Annotated in this window: 15 protein-coding genes; 8 read left to right on the top strand and 7 right to left on the bottom strand. The window is 65.8% G+C overall.

Annotation, left to right across the window (positions count from 1 at the left end; all coding sequences use genetic code 11):
• Positions 1–648: 648 nt before the first annotated feature.
• Positions 649–1,707: an aldo/keto reductase gene (locus AC1VV3_RS15435; protein WP_442047493.1), complete on the top strand. Its 1,059-nt coding sequence runs from the start codon at positions 649–651 to the stop codon at positions 1,705–1,707.
• 15 nt (positions 1,708–1,722) lie between these two features.
• On the opposite strand, the gene AC1VV3_RS15430 is transcribed toward AC1VV3_RS15435, so the two are convergent.
• Positions 1,723–2,433, bottom strand: coding sequence for an IclR family transcriptional regulator (locus AC1VV3_RS15430; protein WP_482962755.1), 711 nt, complete (start codon positions 2,431–2,433; stop codon positions 1,723–1,725).
• A gap of 85 nt (positions 2,434–2,518) precedes the next feature.
• Here AC1VV3_RS15430 and AC1VV3_RS15425 point away from each other — a divergent pair, with 85 nt between their 5' ends.
• Positions 2,519–3,487, top strand: a complete 969-nt coding sequence (locus tag AC1VV3_RS15425) for a TauD/TfdA dioxygenase family protein (protein WP_482962754.1) — start codon at positions 2,519–2,521, stop codon at positions 3,485–3,487.
• Positions 3,488–3,519: 32 nt separating this feature from the next.
• Positions 3,520–4,386, top strand: a complete 867-nt coding sequence (locus AC1VV3_RS15420; protein WP_482962753.1) for an alpha/beta fold hydrolase — start codon at positions 3,520–3,522, stop codon at positions 4,384–4,386.
• Here AC1VV3_RS15420 and AC1VV3_RS15415 read toward each other — a convergent pair.
• Positions 4,352–5,719, bottom strand: a complete 1,368-nt coding sequence (locus tag AC1VV3_RS15415; RefSeq protein WP_482962752.1) for a hypothetical protein — start codon at positions 5,717–5,719, stop codon at positions 4,352–4,354. The two genes, AC1VV3_RS15420 and AC1VV3_RS15415, sit on opposite strands and share 35 nt — an antisense overlap.
• 4 nt (positions 5,720–5,723) lie before the next feature.
• Entirely contained in the window at positions 5,724–6,197 is a 474-nt protein-coding gene (locus tag AC1VV3_RS15410; RefSeq protein WP_482962751.1) for a VOC family protein, read from the bottom strand.
• Between the two features lie 174 nt (positions 6,198–6,371).
• Between AC1VV3_RS15410 and AC1VV3_RS15405 the strand changes: the two genes are divergently transcribed.
• The 3 genes from AC1VV3_RS15405 (at position 6,372) to AC1VV3_RS15395 (ending at position 12,599) form a co-directional block, all read left to right on the top strand.
• Positions 6,372–7,664 carry a metal-dependent hydrolase family protein gene (locus AC1VV3_RS15405; RefSeq protein WP_482962750.1) on the top strand — a complete coding sequence of 431 codons (1,293 nt, stop codon included), beginning with the start codon at positions 6,372–6,374 and terminating at the stop codon, positions 7,662–7,664.
• Positions 7,661–9,073, top strand: coding sequence for an aromatic ring-hydroxylating oxygenase subunit alpha (locus tag AC1VV3_RS15400; protein ID WP_482962749.1), 1,413 nt, complete (start codon positions 7,661–7,663; stop codon positions 9,071–9,073). The genes AC1VV3_RS15405 and AC1VV3_RS15400 overlap by 4 nt, the downstream gene beginning before the upstream one ends.
• Before the next feature lie 64 nt (positions 9,074–9,137).
• Positions 9,138–12,599, top strand: coding sequence for an indolepyruvate ferredoxin oxidoreductase family protein (locus AC1VV3_RS15395; protein WP_482962748.1), 3,462 nt, complete (start codon positions 9,138–9,140; stop codon positions 12,597–12,599).
• Positions 12,600–12,603: 4 nt separating this feature from the next.
• On the opposite strand, the gene AC1VV3_RS15390 is transcribed toward AC1VV3_RS15395, so the two are convergent.
• The 4 genes from AC1VV3_RS15390 to AC1VV3_RS15375 are packed head-to-tail and all read right to left on the bottom strand — an operon-like array spanning position 12,604 to position 15,992.
• Positions 12,604–12,933, bottom strand: a complete 330-nt coding sequence (locus AC1VV3_RS15390) for a 2Fe-2S iron-sulfur cluster-binding protein (protein WP_207913001.1) — start codon at positions 12,931–12,933, stop codon at positions 12,604–12,606.
• A 5-nt stretch (positions 12,934–12,938) separates the two neighbouring features.
• Positions 12,939–13,784: an SDR family NAD(P)-dependent oxidoreductase gene (locus tag AC1VV3_RS15385; RefSeq protein ID WP_134094243.1), complete on the bottom strand. Its 846-nt coding sequence runs from the start codon at positions 13,782–13,784 to the stop codon at positions 12,939–12,941.
• Positions 13,785–13,795: 11 nt separating this feature from the next.
• Positions 13,796–15,124: a cytochrome P450 gene (locus tag AC1VV3_RS15380; RefSeq protein ID WP_482962747.1), complete on the bottom strand. Its 1,329-nt coding sequence runs from the start codon at positions 15,122–15,124 to the stop codon at positions 13,796–13,798.
• 16 nt (positions 15,125–15,140) lie between these two features.
• Complete coding sequence (locus AC1VV3_RS15375; protein WP_482962746.1) at positions 15,141–15,992, bottom strand: SDR family NAD(P)-dependent oxidoreductase; 852 nt, start codon at positions 15,990–15,992, stop codon at positions 15,141–15,143.
• A gap of 303 nt (positions 15,993–16,295) precedes the next feature.
• On the opposite strand from AC1VV3_RS15375, the gene AC1VV3_RS15370 reads away from it, so the two are divergent.
• Positions 16,296–18,749, top strand: coding sequence for a TonB-dependent receptor (locus tag AC1VV3_RS15370; RefSeq protein WP_482962745.1), 2,454 nt, complete (start codon positions 16,296–16,298; stop codon positions 18,747–18,749).
• 105 nt (positions 18,750–18,854) lie between these two features.
• A complete protein-coding gene (locus AC1VV3_RS15365; RefSeq protein WP_482962744.1) occupies positions 18,855–19,826 on the top strand; it encodes an AraC family transcriptional regulator in 972 nt (323 codons plus the stop codon).
• The last annotated feature ends 25 nt before the right edge of the window (positions 19,827–19,851 follow it).

Raw genomic sequence — 19,851 nt, 5'->3', positions numbered from 1 at the left:
ACCAAAAATCTAACCCCATTTCGTCATTGCCGGACGGATCGCACCCCAAATTGCTAATCCGCCGTAAATCAATGACTTACAGGCATTGCGCGCCTTTCAAAGGTAAATGGGCGCGCAAGCATGTAACGCGGCGGGCCTATCCACATGTCCGCACTTCCTTGCAATAAGGAAGTTTACGTAGCGCTTTTATGTCGACGGTTTAATCGTTTGGCAGGTCCTTCATGCTACGCGCGCGCAGCTAATGGCGGGACCTGCGTTGGACCTGCCCGGATGCCTTGCAGCGGTCGGAAAAAAATTTTTCGAAGCTGCGCTCGGCTACCGGCAGTCGGAGAAATTCGACCTGCGAATCATCGGCAGTCATGACGCCCGGTCGGTGAGAATGCCGAATCGGATTCGGCGCGCCTTGTCGGCTGTTCCGGGGTTCGGCTGCGTCTAGACGGCAACCCGCCCGCAAGTCAAAAATTGACTGCAGCGGCAACGTACCAAAACTGGAACAGCAAAGCTGATGCCATGCGGGATCGGCGCTTGACCGGGGAACCATCCCCTCCTGAAACGGCCTGGCGCGGCGCTGTTGTTTCGACATCGGAAGCCGCGAGACAACCTTCGGTCGAAACCGGAGCTGGATCGAAAAGAGGATGATCGCTGGCGATGCAACTCGACGATTATCGCCTGCTGGGGCGCTCCGGCCTGCGGGTCTCGCCGCTGGCCTTGGGTACGATGACCTTTCGCGTGGGCGCGGGCGCGTGGGGCAGCAGTGACGAGGAGGCGCGCCGGATGGTCGATCTCTATATCGATCGCGGCGGAAACTTCATCGATACCGCCGACTTCTACGGCCAGATGGGCCAGTCCGAAGTCCTGCTGGGTGAACTGCTGAAGGGCCGGCGCGATCGCCTGGTGGTCTCCACCAAGTATTCGCTGACGACGAGGCCCGGCGACCCCAATGCCAGCGGCAATCACCGCAAGAACATGATCCGCTCGGTAGAGGACAGTCTCAGGCGGCTGGGTACCGACTACATCGACTTGCTCTATCTCCACATGTGGGACTTCAACACGCCTGTCGACGAGATCCTGCGCAGCTTCGACGATCTCGTCCGCCAGGGCAAAGTACTTTACATCGGCCTGTCCGACACGCCGGCCTGGCAGGCCTCGCGCATGCAGGCCATTGCCGAGTTGCGCGGCTGGACGCCGTTCTGCGCGCTGCAGATCCCCTACAGCCTGATCGAACGCACCGTCGAACGCGAGCTGATCCCGATGGCCCGGGAGATGGGCCTGGGCGTTTCGCCCTGGGCGCCGCTGGGCCAGGGTCTTCTCACCGGAAAATACACGCGCGCCGATCTTGGCGGCGGCGACATGGACGAACTCGGCTCGCGCAAGGCGATCAATGCCGCCACGGGAAAGCTGACGGCGCGAAATCTCGATATTGCTGACCGGGTCGTCGAGATTGCCGGCGAAATCGGCTGTACCCCGGCGCAACTCGCTCTGGCCTGGACCCTGACTCATCCGGCCGTGGCCTCGCCCGTGGTCGGGGTTCGCACCCCGGGGCAGCTTGAGGACAATCTCGGTGCACTGGCATTGGAAATCGCGCCCGAGCAACTCGCGAGGCTCGACGCGGCCAGCGCGGTGCCGCCGGTCTTCCCGATCGATGTGCTGCAGGGACCGGCCCGGAGCATGATGTTCGGCAACGTGAAGCTGCGTGATCGGGTATAGGCGCGGATCGGAATCCTAAGCGGCGGAGAGCAAACGCGCGGCGCCAGCCAGTTGGCCGCCGAGCAGCGCGCGCCGTTCAGAGCCAAGGCGCTCCGAAGGGCCGGTCAGCACCAGAGTGCCGAGCGGTCGCTCGTCTGGCCCGAGCACGGCCGAGGCGATGGCGACCGCCCCGGCGACGATGTCCCCGTCATTCACGGCATAGCCCCGCGCACGCGTTGCCGCGAACTGCGCCAGCAGATCCGCGTCCGGCGGCGCGGAGAGCAAGTCGCGCTGTTCCGGCGCGCTGAGATAGGGCAGCACCGCGCGCGCCGTGGCGCTCCCGTGCGAAGGCACGACCATGCCGACCGGCGGAGCCATGCGCAGCACTTGCGGGCTTTCCAGAGCATCGATCACCACGAAATGGCCGCCGTCGGGCACGGTGAGATAGGCCGTCTCCCCGGTTGCCGACCGCAGCGATTCGAGCACCGGGCGGGCGCGCTGGCGCAAGTCGTTGCTGGAGTGCGGCGTGCGCGCCAGGGTGAGTATGCGCAGCGTCAATTCCCACTTCGCATCGCCTGCGGAGCGGATCCAGCCCGCATCGGCCAGCGTCATGAGGTCACGCTGGACCGCGCTTTTGTCCGCCCCCAGCAGGCGCGCCAGCGCACTGACGCCGATCGGCTGCGCGGCGGCCACCGCTTCGAACACCTGCAGCATGCGGCCACCACTCTGGCCCCGCTTGACGGCCATGGGGGAAATCTCCTATCATGTCACTAGTCAATACATCGTATCACTTAGTAATACAATAAAGTGAGCGATGCAAGGAGAGTGTTGCATGACCAAGCCTCACGCATTCACCGTCAGCCCCCTTGGCGAGGGTCTTCCTTTCGGCATCCGGATCGGCGCCCTCACGCTCGCCATGCTGGAGGATGCCGATACCCGCCAGCAGATAGACGCCCTGTTCGTCGAGCATGGCATGATCGTGTTCGAGGGCGTGGAACAGAGCGACGAGATGCAACTGGCGATCAGCAGCTGCTTCGGCCCGCTCAAGGAGCATCCGGTCAAGGCGGTCAGCCGCGTCGATTCCAGCCGCCTTCCCGGCGTGATCGAAATTCGCAGCCGCCGCGGGCAAGGCATTGTCGAAGTCGACGGCAAGCCGCTCTCGCATTGGCTGCCGTGGCACTTCGACCATTGCTATAACGACGAGCTGAACCGCGCGGGCGTGCTGCGTTCCGTCGAGCGGGTGGAAGAAGGGGGCATTACCGGCTTCCTCGACGGCGTGGCGCTATACCGCATGTTTCCCGAGGGCTTGCGCGCGCGGATCGAGGGCACGGAAGTGGTCTACAAGCTCTCCACCCAGTACGACCGGCTCAAGTTCGGCAAGCCGGCCCGATATCGCATGATCGAACCCAAGCCGATCCCCGCATCTTTCGACGAGCAGGTGGCCAGGATGTCGCGGGCGATCCACCCTTCGGTCTGGACGCGCGCCAGCGGCGAGAAAGTGCTCCATGTCTCGGCCTATATGGCCGAGGGCCTGGTCGGCAACGAGACGCCCGAGGGCGATGCCCTGCTGGAAGCGGTCTGCCAGGAAATCAACCGCCTGGGCGGCGCCTGCAGCTACCATCACAAGTGGCGCGAGGGCGACATGGTGATCTGGGACAACACGCGGATGCTTCACTGCGTTTCAGGCAACGACCCGGACGAGGAGCGCCTGATGTATCGCACCACCATTGCCGGCGATTATCGCCTCGGCCGCTGGGAAACGACGCCGGTGGAACAGAATTCCGCCGACGCCATGGCCTGACGGCGAAACAGCGAAGAAGGGGGAGAGCATCGATGGCCAGGATCGACGTGGACGGGCTCATGCTGGACTACGAGCTGCTCGGCGAGGAAGGCGCGCCTCCCTTGGTCATCACGCCGGGGGGGCGCTACGCACGCGACACGGCCGGCGTACCCGAACTGGGGGCGGAACTGGCGCAGGCCGGCTACCGGGTGCTGCTCTGGGACCGTCCCGGTTGCGGCGCATCCGACATCGCCTTCACCGCGCCTTCCGAATCCGTGATGAACGCGCAGGCGCTGGTCGGGCTGGTCGAGGCGCTGGGGCTCAAGGACATCCGCATGGCGGGTGGTTCTGCGGGTTCGCGGATAACGCTGATGGCGGCGGCGCGCATGCAGCAGAACGTCCGCAAGATCGCGATCTGGTGGCTCAGCGGCGGACCGGTGGGGCTGGCCGGGCTCGCCTGGTTCTATTGCGGAGACCAGATCGCCGCCGCCTCGAAAGGCGGGATGGAAGCGGTGGCGGCGCTGCCGAGCTGGGCCGACCAGACCGCGCGCAATCCCCGGATCCGCGACATCCTCCTGGCGCAGGATGCGGAAGCCTATATCGATATCATGCAGCGCTGGGGCAAGGCATTCGCCTATAGCGACGAGACGCCGATACCGGGCATGGCGCCTGCGGACTTCGCGGCGCTGACGATGCCGGTTATGACCTTCCGCTCAGGGCAAAGCGACATGGCCCACACGCGGCGCACCTCCGAATGGGTGCACGAGCTGCTGCCTTGCTCTTCGCTGGTGGAGCCACCGTGGAGCGATCAGGAGTGGAACTACGTCTCCACCTTCCCGATCGACACCGCAAAGCGCCGCGGCCGCTTCGAACGCTGGCCGCTGCTTACACCGATGCTGACCGAATTCTTTCGGGACTGACCGGGCCGCCCTCCGCCGCCAATACGTGGTCGAGCGCAGCCCCCAGATCCGCCTTCGACCAGAGCGTCAGCAACACGGTGTAGATGTGCAGGACGGTGCGGAGGCCCTCCTCTTCCGCCACCAGGGGGTCGTGCGGGCCCAGGATCGGCGCCCCGGCGGGCAGCCGCCGCCGCAGCACCTTGTGGAGAGCCAGCACCCGCGCCGCGCCCATGACCCCGACGTGGACGAAGAAGTGGCGCTTCAGTTCCTCGGCGTCGATCGCAGCGCCGCCCTGCGCGCGGTATTCCCGCAGGAACAGCATGAGCAGCGCGTCGAGATCGTTCTCCAACATCCCCGCATGGGCCGCGCTCAGACAGCCCCATAACGCGGATCCGAAGGTAATCTGCGCGACCCCGCCCCAATCCAGCAGCCCGCAATGAAGAACCTGCCGATCGTCGCGCCAGAACCAGGCATTGTCGATATGCGCGTTCCAGTGGCAGAGGGCGATCAGGTCCCGATTGCCGAGCAGATAGGCCGCGAGCCTGTCGCGGTTTTCCCCGATGCGCAGGACATCGCGCAGAACGCGGTCGTAGAATTCGGGCGCGCGCAGTTCCGGCGGCAGAAGCTGCGGCAGGTCCGCCGCGAACTGGCGGCAGCCTTCCACTGTCCTGCGCAGCGCTGCCGCGTCGCCGGTCACGCGCTCGACGCCGGCGCCAGCGGGATCGAAGGGGAAGCGCTGCTCCATATCCGCGGTCAACCGCCCGGCCTTGTGCGCAGCGGCGAGGCGCGCGAGCGCGGCGATCAAGGCGCGATAATAGGGCAGCGGATCGTCGATCTCGTGATCCCGGCATTTCTCGCGCTGCGGCTCGATGTCGTCCCGGCCGAAAGCCACGCGCGCAGTGATGAGCAGGCCGGTGCCGCTGGCATGGTCGAAGTCACCGAAATAGGCCCTCGGCACATGAATGGGAAAACCCGGCGCGCGCGAGACGGATGCGAAGCGCGCCTCGCTTTCCATCTCGTGGCGCGCATGATCGCGGCCGCTGTCAGTGAAGTCTCGCGAGAACTTCACGAAGAGATCGCGCTGCAACCCCGGCTCCTCCAGCGCATAGGCCACTGACAGGAACAACTTGTGCCCGGTGCTGCCACCCGGACAAGGCTCCAGCCGGATGATCCGGGTGACGCTGTTGGCAGGAGAGATCGAACCGAAGGCGTGAAAGGCCCGCGTGAGGAACGCCGCGCCGCCAAGGCGCAGCGCCGCCTCGTGCGCCGGCATGAGGACGCCGGTGTCGTCCCCCCGCGCATGGCCGGTCGCCTCGACCGCGCCGCTGACGGCGCCAATTTCCGCTTCGCCCATGCGGTCAGGCCGCCGGCGGCAGACGATCGAGCCGGAAGTCGCAATGGGCGGCGGTCTGCTGCAGTTCGATCACATTGCCCTCGGGGTCGCGGCCATAGACCGATTTGACATGCCCCATGTCGATCGGGGCGGGCGCGCCGAACGTCATGCCCAGCGCTTTCAGGCGAGCGTATTCGCCTTCGATGTCGTGCGTCACGTCGATGCAGAAATGCGTATAGCCCCTGTCCTGCGGGGAAAGCGGCGCGGTGCGACCCGGCGGCGCCTGGAATTCGAACAGCTCGACATAGCAGTTCCCCGTCCGCAGCATGGCCCCTCGCGCCGCAGAGCCGGGCACGTCGATCAGAGCGTCCAGCACCGGCTCCTCCTTCCAGCCGAAAGGCTCGCCCACGAGTTCGAAACCGAAGGCATCGCGGTAGAACGCGATCATCCGTTCGAGATCGCGGACGTGGACGGAAACGTGGTGAATTCCTCGGATCATGGCTGCCTCTTGCGGGTCCTGCGTCCCGTCGATTGCCCCAGCCCCCGCCCCGGAACAACCGTGTCGCCGCGTGCTGGCGCGGGCAGACAAGTCGCGGTGCATGTCCCGTCATCGGGCAGCGAGGCGCCAGCCGGTAAAGGATGATCCGGTAAGCCGATGGAGAAAGGTCATCCAATGGGCAGCACAGTGATTCAGGGCGCCAGCATCTGGGATGCCACCGGCGCCGATCCGTTCACCGGGGAGGTGCTGATAGAAGGCAACCGTATCCGCGCCGTCCTGCGCGGCGGCGGACCGTGCCCGCCGGGAGCGGAAATCGTCGATGCTACCGGCCTGTTCCTCATGCCCGGCATGACCGAGGGCCATACGCACCTTTCCTTCGAGAACGTGACCCGCACGGAGGATCTCATCACCCCCTCACCGGAGCGGCAGGTCTTCACCGCCGCACGCGGCGCCAAGGCCCTGATCGATGCGGGTTTCACCAGTGCCTATGGCGCCTCGGAAGCGAAGCTGCGGCTTGCCGTGGCGGTGCGTGACGAGGTCGAGGCCGGGCGGCTTCCCGGCCCCCGCATCCGCGCGGGCGGACTGGAGATCAGCGTCACCGGGGCAATGGGCGACGAGGGCAAGGAACACGACCCGCGCATTGGCCCTGCCACGATCGTCGACGGTGTAGAGGAAATGCGCCGCGCCGTGCGCCTCCATTGCCGCGAGGGCGTGGACAATGTGAAGCTCGATGTCTCCGGCGATCCCTTCTATCCCTCCACGCCCGCCAACACCACGCCGATGACGTTCGAGGAGATCCGCGTCGCGGTGGAGACGGCGCATGCCTACGGCCGCAAGATCAACGCCCATACGCGCTCGATCGCCGGCTCCAAGGCCTGCCTGCGCGCCGGGGTCGATGCCCTGTTCCACTGCGAATATGCCGACGAGGAACTGCTGGACATGATGGAGGAGGCCCGCGACCGGATGTTCGTGGTGCCCACGGTCGGGCTGTTCCACCAGATCCTCAAGGGCGAAGCTTCCGCATTCGGCCTCACGCCCGAAGTCGGCGGATATATGAACATTCCCGAGCTGATGGAAAACTCCATCCGCACGCACACGGAACTGCGCAAGCGCGGCGTGCGCCACCTGATCGGCGGCGATTACGGCTTCGGCTGGAGCAAGCAGGGCGAACAGGCGCGGGACCTGCAGTTCTTCGTCGAATACTACGGCTACAGCCCCGCCGCTGCGCTGGCCTGCGCCACCCGCAACGGCGGGCTGGCCATGAGGGCACAAGGCGATCTCGGCACCCTGACCGAAGGGGCGCTGGCCGACCTGATCCTGGTCGACGGCGATCCACTGGCGGACGTCTCCGTGCTGACGGAAACCGCCAGGCTTCTCCTGATCATGAAGGACGGCCAGATGCACAAGAACGACAGCGGCGCCCGCGCGAAATCGCCCGCCGGCCGCAAGGTGGAGAAAGTGGGATGAAGCCTGAGCCAGACACTCTCGCGCTCGGCGAGGCGCGCTGCCCTGCGGAAAGCACGCAGGACATCATCGCGCGCGACCGGGTTCCCGCCCCGGACTGGGCGACCTCGCAATCCTACGAATACCTGGGCAGCCAGGACATATCAAAGGATCGCTACGTCGATCCCGCGTTCCAGAAACAGGAATTCGACAAGCTCTGGACCCGCACCTGGCAGATGGCCTGCCGCGAGGAGCACATTCCCGAAGTGGGCGACTATTACGTCTACGACATCGGTCCCTACAGCTTCATCGTCACCCGCGTGGCCGAGAACGAGATCAAGGCGCATTTCAACGCCTGCCTTCATCGCGGCACCAAGCTGAAACCGTCGAACACCCTGGGCAGCGGCAGCCAGATCAAGTGCCCGTTCCACGGCTGGAGCTGGAACCTCGACGGCACCAACCGGAACATCCCCTGCCAGTGGGACTTCGCCCATGTCGACCCGGAGCGGATGCGCCTGCCCGATGCCAGGGTGGAGTGCCTGGGAGGCTTCGTGTTCATCAACATGGACCCCGATGCGCCGACGCTGGCGACATATTTCGGCCCGGAAATCATGAAGCATTTCGAGGCCTGGAAACTGGAAGACCGGTACATCTATCTCCACGTCCAGAAGAGCTATCCGGCGAACTGGAAGCTGACGGTGGAAGCCTTCCAGGAGGCTTACCATGTGCTCGACACCCATCCCCAGGTCGCCCCGGCCAACGGCGACGTGAATTCGCAGTACGACGTCTATGGCCAGCATGTGAACCGGTTCATCTCCACGCTCGGCGTGGTCAGCCCGAACCTGGCCGGCAAGTACAGCGAACAGGACATCATCGACAATTTCACGCTGGGAGACAGCTCCGCGCTGGGCGGCAGCAAGCCGCAGCTGGCCCCGGGCGAGCGCGCGCGGCAGGTCATGGCGGACATGTTCCGCGCCATGTTCGAAAAGGCCGCAGATGCCGACCTCAGCCAGGTTTCCGACACCGAGCTGCTCGACACTTATTCCTATACGATGTTCCCCAACCTCTACGTCTTCCCCGGCATTTCCCTGCCCATGCTCTACCGCTTCCGGCCCGACGCCCGCGACCATCGCCGCTGCATCTACGAGGTCATGTTCATGCGGCCGATCCCCCGCGGCGGACGCCGCCCGGAAACCGCGGAAGTGCAGATCCTGGACGACGACCAGTCCTTCGCCGAAGCCGAAGGGATGGACCCCGGTTTCGGCCGCATCCTCGACCAGGATACCGACAATCTCCATGCCCAGCAGGAGGGCCTGGAAGCCAGCGCCAAGCCCGGCATAACCCTTGCCAACTATCAGGAAATCCGCATCCGCCACTTCGAGGCCGCCGTGGACAGGTACATGGCGATGGAGCCGTTCAGGCCCCAATGGTAATGCGGGAAAGCGCGCAGCAGCCCAGGGGAACCGAGACACTGGGGCCTTGCCCGAAGGAATCTGCGTGACCAAGTCCGTCGCCGCCTTGCAGGACCGGTTCGAGAAGACCTCGGGGCAAGTGTTCCTGACGTCGATGCAGGCGCTCGTGCGCCTGCCGCTCGACATGGCGCGGCGGGACCGGGCGGCCGGGCGCGACACGGCAGGCTATGTCACCGGTTATCGCGGATCGCCGATCACGACGCTCGATGCGCAATTGTGGTCGGCCAAGGCCCTGCTCAACGCGCACCGGATCCACTTCGAGCCCGGCCTGAACGAGGAACTGGCCGCCACCAGCCTGCGCGGAACGCAGCAAGTGGACTGGTTCGGCAAGCCGCGCTTCGATGGCGTGTTCGCCCTCTGGTACGCCAAGGGCCTTGGCGTCGACCGCGCCTGCGAAGCGCTGAAGCTGGCAAACTTCGAGGGCACTCACGCAAACGGCGGCGTGCTGGTGGTTGCGGGGGACGATCATGCGGCCAAGTCCTCGGCTTCCGCACACCAGTCCGAACACACGCTGATCGCCGGATTCCTGCCGATCCTGGCGCCTTCCACCACCGACGAGATCATCGCCTATGGCCTGCTCGGCTGGGAGATGTCGCGGTTCAGCGGCCTATACGTCAGCCTCAAGGCCGTCACCGATACGCTGGACCTGACATCTTCGGTCATCCTGCCCGATCTGCGGATCGTGCGTCCCGACCGTCCGGCAGGGGTGGATCTCAACATCCGCCGCAGCCTGCCGCCGCTGACGCAGGAATCGCTGGTGGTGAACGAGCGCCTGCCTGCGGCCGTCCAGTTTGCGCGCGCAAACCGCCTCAACCGGGTGCTCATCGCGCCCGAGCGGCGCAACCTGGTGATTTTGACCGCGGGCAAGCCCTATCTCGACGTCTGCGAAGCCTTGCTGGCGCTTGGCCTCGACGCCGCCCGATGCCAGGCCCTCGGCATCGCGCTGGTCAAGCTGGGCATGACCTGGCCGATGGATAAGGCGTTCCTGCGCAGCACCTGCGCCGGCGCGCGCGAGATCCTGGTGGTGGAAGAGAAGCGCCCGGTGATCGAGGAGCAGCTGGCCGCCGCCCTCTTCGCCATGCCCGGCCCGCGTCCCCTCCTTCTCGGCAAGCGGGACGAGCATGGCCACGCGCTGCTGCCGCTCGACAATGTCCTGGATGCGGGAATGGTGCGACGCGTCCTCGTTTCGCGGCTGGCGGGACTTGGAGTTCTCGATGGGGCTGCCCGCGACGCCGCCGAGCGGCTTGCCACGCTGGAAGCGGCAGCGGCGGAGCCAGCCCGAGCGGTTCGCCCGGCCTACTTCTGCTCGGGCTGTCCCCATAACACCAGCACCCATGTGCCCGAGGGCAGCCTGGCGATGGGCGCAACGGGCTGTCATGGCCTGGCCGCCTTCATGCCCGAGCGCCGCACGATGAATGTGGTCGGCATGGGCGCCGAGGGACTGCCCTGGCTGGGCGCGCAGCATTTCACCGAGACCGGGCATGTCTTCTCGAACATGGGAGACGGCACTTATACGCATTCGGGCATATTGGCGATCCGGGCGGCGCTGTCGGCCTCGGCGAACGTGACGTTCAAGATCCTCTACAACGATGCCGTGGCGATGACCGGGGGCCAGCCGCTGGAAGGCAATATCCAGCCGGAACAGATCGCCGCCGAATTGATCGCGGAAGGCGTCGATCCGGTGGTCCTGGTCTCGGACCGGCCCGAGCACTGGCGCGGCAAGCTCCCGGCGCAAGTCCGGGTGGTCGATCGCGACCGGCTGGACACGGTCCAGCGCGACCTGCGCACGGTGCCCGGCGTCTCCGCCATCCTCTACGAGCAGACCTGCGCCAACGAGAAGCGCCGCCGCCGCAAGCGGGGCGATGCGCCCGATCCGGACATGCGGCTCTACATCAACCCCGCCGTCTGCGAAGGCTGCGGCGATTGTTCGCGCCAGTCCAACTGCGTCAGCATCACCCCGCTTGAAACCGCCTTCGGGCGCAAGCGCGCCATCGATCAGTCCGGGTGCAACAAGGACTACAGCTGCGTCAAAGGCTTCTGCCCCTCGTTCGTTTCCGTGCGCGGCGCCCAGGTCGCGCGGCGCGGCGCCGATATGGGCGCACTGGAACCGCTGATCGCAAGCCTGCCCGAACCGGCGCTCGCCGCTGTCTTGGATAGCTATGCCATGCTGGTGACGGGGATCGGCGGCACCGGCGTGCTGACGGTGGGCGCTGTGCTGGGCATGGCCGCGCATATCGAGGGCAAGGCGGTCAAAGTGCTCGACATGACGGGCATGGCGCAAAAAGGCGGCGGGGTGATGAGCCACATCCGCTTCGCCGCGGATCCTGCGCGCATTCCGAGCGCCCGACTGGGCACCGGCCAGGCCGACCTGCTGCTCGCCTGCGACCTCGTGGTCGCCTCTGCCCCCGATGTCGTCAGAACCTTGCGACCGGACAGTCGGGTGGTTGCGAATGTGGATGTCGTGCCGACCGGCGAATTCCAGACCCGCAAGGACATGGACTTCCGCGCCGCCACCTTCCTGCCTGCCATCGCCGCACGGGTCGGGGAGGGAAACGTCGCATCGGTACGCGCGCTCGCCCTTGCGGCCCGGTTGATGGGCGACACGATCTTCACCAACCTGCTGATGGTCGGCTTCGCCGCGCAGAAAGGGCTTCTGCCGGTGAGCGTGAGCGCCATTGCCGAGGCGGTGCGGCTGAACGGCACCGCCGTGGAGGCCAACTTGCGCGCGCTGGCGCTGGGCCGGATCGCTGCGGCTTTCCCCGAGGAACTGGAATCCGTCGCCAGGCTCGATCCGGCTTCGCCCATGCCCGCCGATCTGGAAACCCTGACGGAAAGCCGCAGCCGCCACCTTGCCGCCTATCAGGACGAGGCCCTGGCGGCAGACTATCGCGCGTTCCTGCATGACATCGCCGGGCGGCTGGCGGCGCGCGGGATCGCCGATCCGCAGCCGTTTCTCATGGCCGCGGGAGAGCAGCTTGCCCGCCTGATGTCGTACAAGGACGAGTACGAAGTGGCACGGCTCTACACCGCGCCGGCATTCCTGGCCGGACTAGCTGCGCAGTTCGACCGCTACTACCGGCTGGAGGTCAACCTGGCCCCGCCCCTCCTCGCCTTTCGCAAGGATGGGAAAACAGGAAGACCGCGCAAGATCGCGATGGGGCGCTGGGTCTTCCCCCTCTTCGCGCTGCTCGCCCGCATGAAAAGCCTGCGCGGCACCCGGCTCGACCCTTTCGGCATGACTGCGGAGCGCCGCATGGAGCGGGCGCTGATCGGCGAATATCGCGCGCTGATCTGCTCGCTGGCGGATCGCATGACCGAGGACGGACTCGCCACCGCGACCGAAATCGCCGCATCGGCAGCACTCATCTGCGGGTTCGGGCCGGTGAAGATGGCCGGTGTCGCCGCCTATCGCGAACAGCTCGGCCCCTTGCTGAAACGGTTCGATGCCATCGCCACTGGCGCGGCGCCGAGACAGGCGGCGGCCTGACCGCTCAATAGCCGTTGGGCGCCACTTCGACGCGCAGCCCGTCCAGCTCTTCCCGCAAGCGGATCTGGCAGGAGAGCCGGCTGTTCGGCTTCTGGAATTCCGAAACGAGGTCGAGCATTTCCGCCTCGATCGCATCGGCACTGCCGACTTTCTCCATCCAGGCATCGTCGACATAGACATGACAGGTCGCGCAGGCGCAGGCGCCCCCGCAGTCGGCCAGAATGCCGCTCACGCCGTGGGTGCGGCCCACTTCCATCAGGGACTGGGACGGCTCCACGCCCTCGAACTTCCGCTCCGCGCCGCCTTCCTCCACGAATGTCACTGTCACGCCCATCGCCATCACGCCCCTTCGCCCAGAGCCGCGGCACGCGCCGCCATCAGCTCCCTGAAATGATTGACCGGATCGCCTGCGGATATGCCGCCATCCACGGCGAGCACGGTGCCGGTGATCTGGGCCGATCGGCCGCCCGCGAGGAACAGGACCGCCTGCGCCACGTCTTCGGGCGTACCCTGGCGCTTCAGCGGCTTGTTCGCATCCCACACCGGCTTCATGGCCACCTGGATACGCGCGGCCGCCTCTGGCGATGCGCCTGGGGGCGCGAAGGCATTGAGATCGGTGGGAATATGACCGGGGGCCAGGCAGTTCACCCGGATGCCATATTGCGCCAGATCGATCGCCATAGACTTGCTGGCATGGATCGCGGCCACTTTCGAGGTGCGATAGGCGAGCATGGCCAGCCCCGGAATGAGCCCGGCGATGGACGTGTTGTTGATGATGGATCCGCCGCCGTTCCTGGCCATGTGCCGCGCGGCGCGCTGCGTCCCCAGGATCACCCCCAGCACGTTGACGCGCATCACCTGTTCGAAATCCGCAAGATCGTCGTCGAGGAAATCGGCGCTCGGCCTGCACGAGACGCCGGCATTGTTGAACATCACGTCCAGGGCGCCGAAGCGGTCGACAGCCGCCGCCACCAGCGCGTCGATGTCCTCAGTCCGGCCCACATCCGCCTTTCGGAAGATCGCGGCCTCCCCCAGGGCAAGGGCGGCGGCCTGCCCGGCCTCCTCGTCGATATCGCCGATCACCACCCTTGCGCCTTCGGCCACGAACAGCGCGGCGGTCGCGCGGCCGATGCCCCGCGCCGCGCCGGTGATCACGGCGACTTTTCCTGCCAGCTCCTGACCCAAGTGCCGCTCCCTCATGCCCGCTTGGAGAAGGCGATCGGCAGGCACTCGATCGAATGCGTGGCGACCGTGGGCAGGTACTTCAGGTCCCCCGCCGGAACGGTCAGCCTGAAATCCTCCATGCGCCGGATCACCTCGCGCGCCGCCACCCGGATCTCCATGCGCGCCAGCGACAGCCCGATGCAGCGGTGCGGACCGCCTCCGAACGAAACGTGACGGCCCAGGTTGGAACGCTCCATGTCGAACGTGCGCGGACAGGGAAACACGTCCTGCTGGTCATTGGCCGAGGCATACATGAGCAGCAGATGCGCGCCTTCGGGCAGGCTCCTGCCGCCCAGTTCCACCGGCCGCGTGGTCATGCGCGAAAGGCCGCGCACGGGCGGCTCGATCCGCAGAAGCTCCTCGACGAAGCGCGAGAGCAACCGGTCATCGTCGGCCGATTCCTTCAGCAGTTCCGCGACCTCCGGCTGCGTGGCCAGGATGTAGAGCATGTTCGACATCGCCGTCGCCGTCGTTTCGTTGCCCGCGATCATCAGCGCGCGCACCAGCGAGACGGCTTCCCCGAAAGCAAGGGTGGGGTTGTCCTCCCCTTCCGCCCGGGCGTGGACGAGATCGGAGATCATGTCCTCGCGCGGGTTCGCCTCACGGTCGCGCATATGGGCGATCAGGAAGTTCTGGAGGTCGCAGATGTCCCTGGCATTGGCGATCATCTGCTCGCGGTTCTGCATGCGGCCGATCTGCTGAGTCACGGCGATGGACCAGCGCTGGATCTTGTCCGCGTCGTAGACGTCGATGCCCAACTGCTCGCAGATGACGCGGATGGTGACCGGCACCGCGAAGTCCTTGACCCCGTCGCACTCTCCGCGATCGATGAAGCCCTCGATCGTCTCGCGCACGATGGTCTCGATCAGGGGTTCCAGCTGCCGGACGCGGTGGGCCGAAAAGGCATTGTCCATCAGCTTGCGGATGCGCGTGTGGTAAGGCGGGTCGGACATGATGGCGTCGGGAAAATAGCCCTGCCCGTCGCGTTCCAGGATCTGCTGGAACTCCTCGAAGAACCCGGCCGCATATTGCGCCTTGTAGCCATGCTCGACCGAATAAGTGATCGGATCGCGCTGGACGGTCTGGATGTCCTCGTAGCGCGAGACCAGGTACATCCGCAGCTTCTCGTCGTAATGGACGGGATCGAGCGCCCGCATCGCATCGTAATAGGCCGTGGGCTGGGCCGAGATGACCGGATCCGTCAGCGAGGCACTGCCGAGAAGCGCCGATCCCTGCGCCGCGGGGCATTGTCCCGCCTCACGGGGCGCGGAGCCGGTGACCTGAGTTTCAGCAGCAGCCATGTCGTATCTCCGCTTTTCAGAGGCTTGCAGCGGCACCGGCCGCCTGCGGAAGCACGCGGTCCGCGACGAGCGCCTCGGTTGCCAGGAACTTGGTGGTCGTCCAGCCGCCGTCCACGGCGATGGATTGCCCGTTGATGTAGCTGCCCTCCGGCGAGGCCAGGAAGAACACCGCATTCGCCACGTCCTGAACCGTGCCTTCGCGGTCGAACGGGGTCATTTCCTGGTTCAGGCGCCGGAATCCCTGCAGGTCCCAGTGGTCGCGGGTCATGTCGGTCTTGATGACGCCGGGCGCCACCAGGTTCGAGCGGATGCCCTGCGGTCCGTACTGGGCCGCCAGCGTCTGCGTCAGCCCCACCAGCGCCGCCTTGACGGCACAGTAGATGCCTCCGTCCAAGCCGCCGATCAGGCCGAAGGTCGAGCCCACCGTGACGATCGAGGAGCCGCGCCCAAGGGCGGGCACGGCCTCTCGGCAGAAACGGAACGTGGCCTTGAGGCTGATGTCGATCACTTCGTCCATCGCTGCGTCGTCGGTCTGGTGGACGGGCGCCCAGCGGCCGGAACCGGCGTTGTTGACCAGGCAGTCGAGCCGGCCGAACCTGTCGAGCGCGAAACGGACGGCACGAGCGGCGCTCGCGGGCTCGGCCACGTCGAGCGAGAGGGTCTCCATTTGCGTCAGGGGCGACAGGGTGCGCGCCAGAGCATCCAGCTTTTCCTGCCGCCGCGCCACGGCGACGATCCGGTAGCCCGCCGCCGCGAAACGATGCGCAATCGCCTCGCCGATGCCGGCGCTGGCGCCGGTGATCAACACGACCGGCGCGGATGCCGGATGATGCCCCGAACCCTTGCCCAAGCCCGCTTGCTCCCTCATCCGCCATCCTGCTCCGTGCTTCCGGTTTTCGGACGCAGCGCCTGCCTGCATGGGCGGGCCACGTCCCCGGTGCCGCCACTTAGCCCGAGGGAAGAAGACATCGCCAAGGCAAAACGTGCCTTCGCAGAGCGCTGACAGGTCAGAGCAATTGCCATGGCAGTTTCCGGCAAGGCCCATCGATCGCGCGGCGGTATCTCGCCCACAGGCGCTTGCCGTTGCTGATGCAGGCATAGCGGATCACTCTGGGGCAACTTAGAGTCGAACCGAACTGGGGAAGGTTCCGGCAAGGACAACTTGCGGAAAATGCCAAGCGGGGAGGACCATCTGAAAACCTATCGCAGCCGCTCGCACGTTTCCGGCACAGGCACGGCCGGTCTCGCTTCGCCGACGGCCATGGCCGTGGCTATGGCAATCACCGCGCTGACGCCTGCGCCGGCCTTCGCGCAGGAGGAACAGCCGACTGCCACCGCCCCGATCGGTCCCGGCGAAAGCGGCGTCATCGTCGTCACGGCGCGACGGCGCGAAGAGAGCCTGGCCGACGTGCCGATCTCGATCACGGCAATCGGAGCCGAGGATCTCGTCTCGCGCGCGGTGGTGACCGATGCCGATCTACAGCGGACGGTGCCCGGCCTGACGATCCGCCAGACGCAGGGCAACAATTCGCTGACCTACTCCCTGCGCGGGCAGAGCGCGGACATCTTCAGCGGCTCGCCCTCGGCAGTCGTCACTTACCTGAACGAAGTGCCCATGCCGGTGAGCGGCGCCGCCACCTTCTTCGACCTGCAATCGGTGCAAGTGCTGAAAGGGCCGCAAGGCACGCTGTTCGGCCGCAACGCAACGGGCGGCGCCGTACTGTTCACGTCGGCCCGGCCGACCGACAGGTTCGAAGGCTATCTGCGCGGCCGCTACGGCAATTACGACCGCCGCGAAGTCGAAGGCGCGATCAACCTACCGCTGGTGGCGGACAAGGTGCTGCTGCGCGCCGCCTTCAACCTGACATATGCAGACGGATATATCCGCGATCTCTACACAGGCGAGGACCTCGGCAGGGTCAATCGCGAAAGCGGCCGCATCTCCCTGACGCTCAAGCCCACGCCCGACCTCGTCAATACGACGGTGGTGCAATATGCGCGCAGCGGAGGGAACAATACCGGCGCCTCCTATACCTACAGCGTCTACGGCTGCGGAGAGACGAACAACGGCTTTGCCCTGTCGTGCAGCGCGGGCCTGCTGTTCGGCCCCTCGCTGGACGGCGTGCTGGGTCCGGGCGCCTGGGCACGGTACCTTGCCGCGCATCCGAACGCCTATGCTCCGGGCCTGATCGCCTATGTCGAGGAGCAAAGACGTCTCGGCCTCTACAAGACCAACCACCCTGCCGGAGCCGATCATTTCGGCGAGAACTGGAACGTCTCGAACACGACGGAGATCGAGCTGGGCGGGGACTTGCGGCTGCGCAACATCTTCGGCCTGGTGGATTCCTACACGGATTCGCAGCAACCCCAGCTCGGCGCGCCCTTCGCCACCATCCTCACCGCCAATGCTCCCGCAGGCGAGTTCGGAAACGTGGAGGACCTGCGCTCCTATTCGGAGGAACTGCAGCTACAGGGCAAGGCTGCCGACGGCGCGCTGGAATTCATCGTCGGGCTCTATCTCCAGCGGCAGAACACCCGGTCGCTCTACCCGCAGACCTATTTCGATCTCTCCCCCAATCCCGGTTTCCCGACTTATGCGGTCAACCATTTCCGCATCAAGAACCACACCGACGCGCTCTACGCGCAGGGCACTTACGATCTCGGGCGCATCGGTGCGCCGGGCTTCCGGCTGACGGCCGGGCTGCGCTACACGCGCGAGCGGGTCTATGGGGTGCAGCTTGCCGGATCGGACAATTTCGGCCCGCCCCAGCAGAAGCGCACCTACCAGGATCCGAGCTGGGAAGTCGGCCTGGAATACAAGCCCGATGCCGACTGGCTGCTCTATCTCAAGACGCGCGGCAGTTTCCGCAGCGGCGGGTACAACGGCACGCTCGATCCGGTAGGCATCGTCACGCTGGGCGGCAGCAACTTCTTCGATTCCGAAACGACGCAGGACATAGAGGCCGGCGTCAAGTACGGCGGCCGCGCCTTTGGCCGGCCCGCCTCGCTGAGTCTGGCGCTGTTCAACCAGTGGATCCAGCACGTCCAGCGCGTAGAGTTCCCGGATCCCGACGGCCCTGCAGGTCCCCTTGCCTCCATCGCCTTCACCACCAATGTGCCGGCCGAGCGGGTGCGCGGCATCGAGGCCGAGGGTACGGTGATGCCCATGGAATGGCTGCGCCTCGGCGGCCAGCTGGCCCTGACCGATGCGGATTTCACCCGCAACCAGGTGGAGCTGTTCGGCAGCACCTACTTCTACGGCCCGGTTGGCGACACGCCCAAGGCCTCTGGCACCGGCTGGGCGGAAGTGATCCTGCCGGTGGCGCTGGATGCAGGCGAGATCAGCCTGCGCGGCGAAGTCTATGCGCAGACCGGCCAGTATTTCTCGAACGCCGCGGCCAGCGTCTCGCCGCGCACGAAGCTGCCCGGCTATGCCCTGGTGAACAGCCGCCTTAGTTGGAAGAAGATCATGGGTTCGGACTTTTCCGCGGCGCTCTATGGCGAGAACCTGTTCGGAGAGGACTATTTCGTGGGCGGCATGCAGCTTGCCGTCGCGCTGGGCCACAACGGCGCCGTCGTGGGCAAGCCGCGTACCTACGGGCTGGAGCTGTCCTACGCATTCTGACCGGGCCCACGGCCGGGCATCACGACCAGCCTACTGTCGCCGGGCCCACGAATGAGCTATGGTAGATCACAATGCCGCAAGAGCATTTCGGAGAAGGATAAGCAGATGCCCGTTCTCGCGTTCGACATGACCACGGCGAACCACGAATCCCGGCGGTTCGAATTTCGAGGCACGAACAAGGCGGACTACTACGACGGCGATCTGGTGCCCCTGTCGTCGCACAATATCGACGTGCGGATCGAGAAGAGCCTCGCGGGCGAATACACGATCTGCAAGGAAGTCTCGCGCTCGGGCCTCGCGTTCCGGCGCTCCTGGGGCCACATCCGCAACGACAAGACCAATCTGGTGATCTTCTGGTTCCTGCGCCGGGGCCAGATGACCATCTCCCACGCCGGCGGCCGGCACGTCGTGAACGCCGGCGAATGTGCGATCACGCGCTCCACGCGGCCCTTCTACATGGAGCTTGTCCCGCCCGAGAACAGCGAGCTGGAGGTGATGCACGTCGTCGTCCCCTCCCACAAGATCTACGCGGTTCTCAGCGAGAACATCGAAGCGGGCCGCGCCTTCCCGGCCTCCAGCGGCGAACTGGCCCTGACCGACCGCATACTCGAACTGGTGTTCGAACAGGACGACCAGATCGACCAGGACATGGCGGAGCAACTGGTGCAGGCGCTGCTCACCGGCATCAGCAAGACGATCACGCGGCTTTCAGGGAACCCGCCCGCGCGCGAAACCATCTGCGACAAGCGGATCGGCGACATCACCCGCTACATCAACCAGAACTTCGCCAACCCCGATCTCAATGCCCGGATGGTGGCGGACAGCTGCGGCATTTCGCTCCGGTACTTGTGCCATGTGCTGAAGAAGAGCGCGCTTTCGTTCTCCAACCTGATCTGGGACAAGCGCATGACCACCGCGCACGAATGGCTGGGCGACGAGAAGATGCAGCACTATGCCATCAGCGAGATCGCCTATCTGGCCGGGTTCAAGAGCAGCGCGCATTTCAGCCGCATGTTCAAGTCACGCTACGGCCTCGCTCCGCGCGAATATCGTGGGCATCCGTCCATCCCGGCGTAACGGCAACGGACCTGTCGAGCCTCTT

The organism is Novosphingobium sp. BL-S-34 (assembly GCF_056857015.1).
This window is presented reverse-complemented; position numbering and strand designations above follow the sequence as displayed.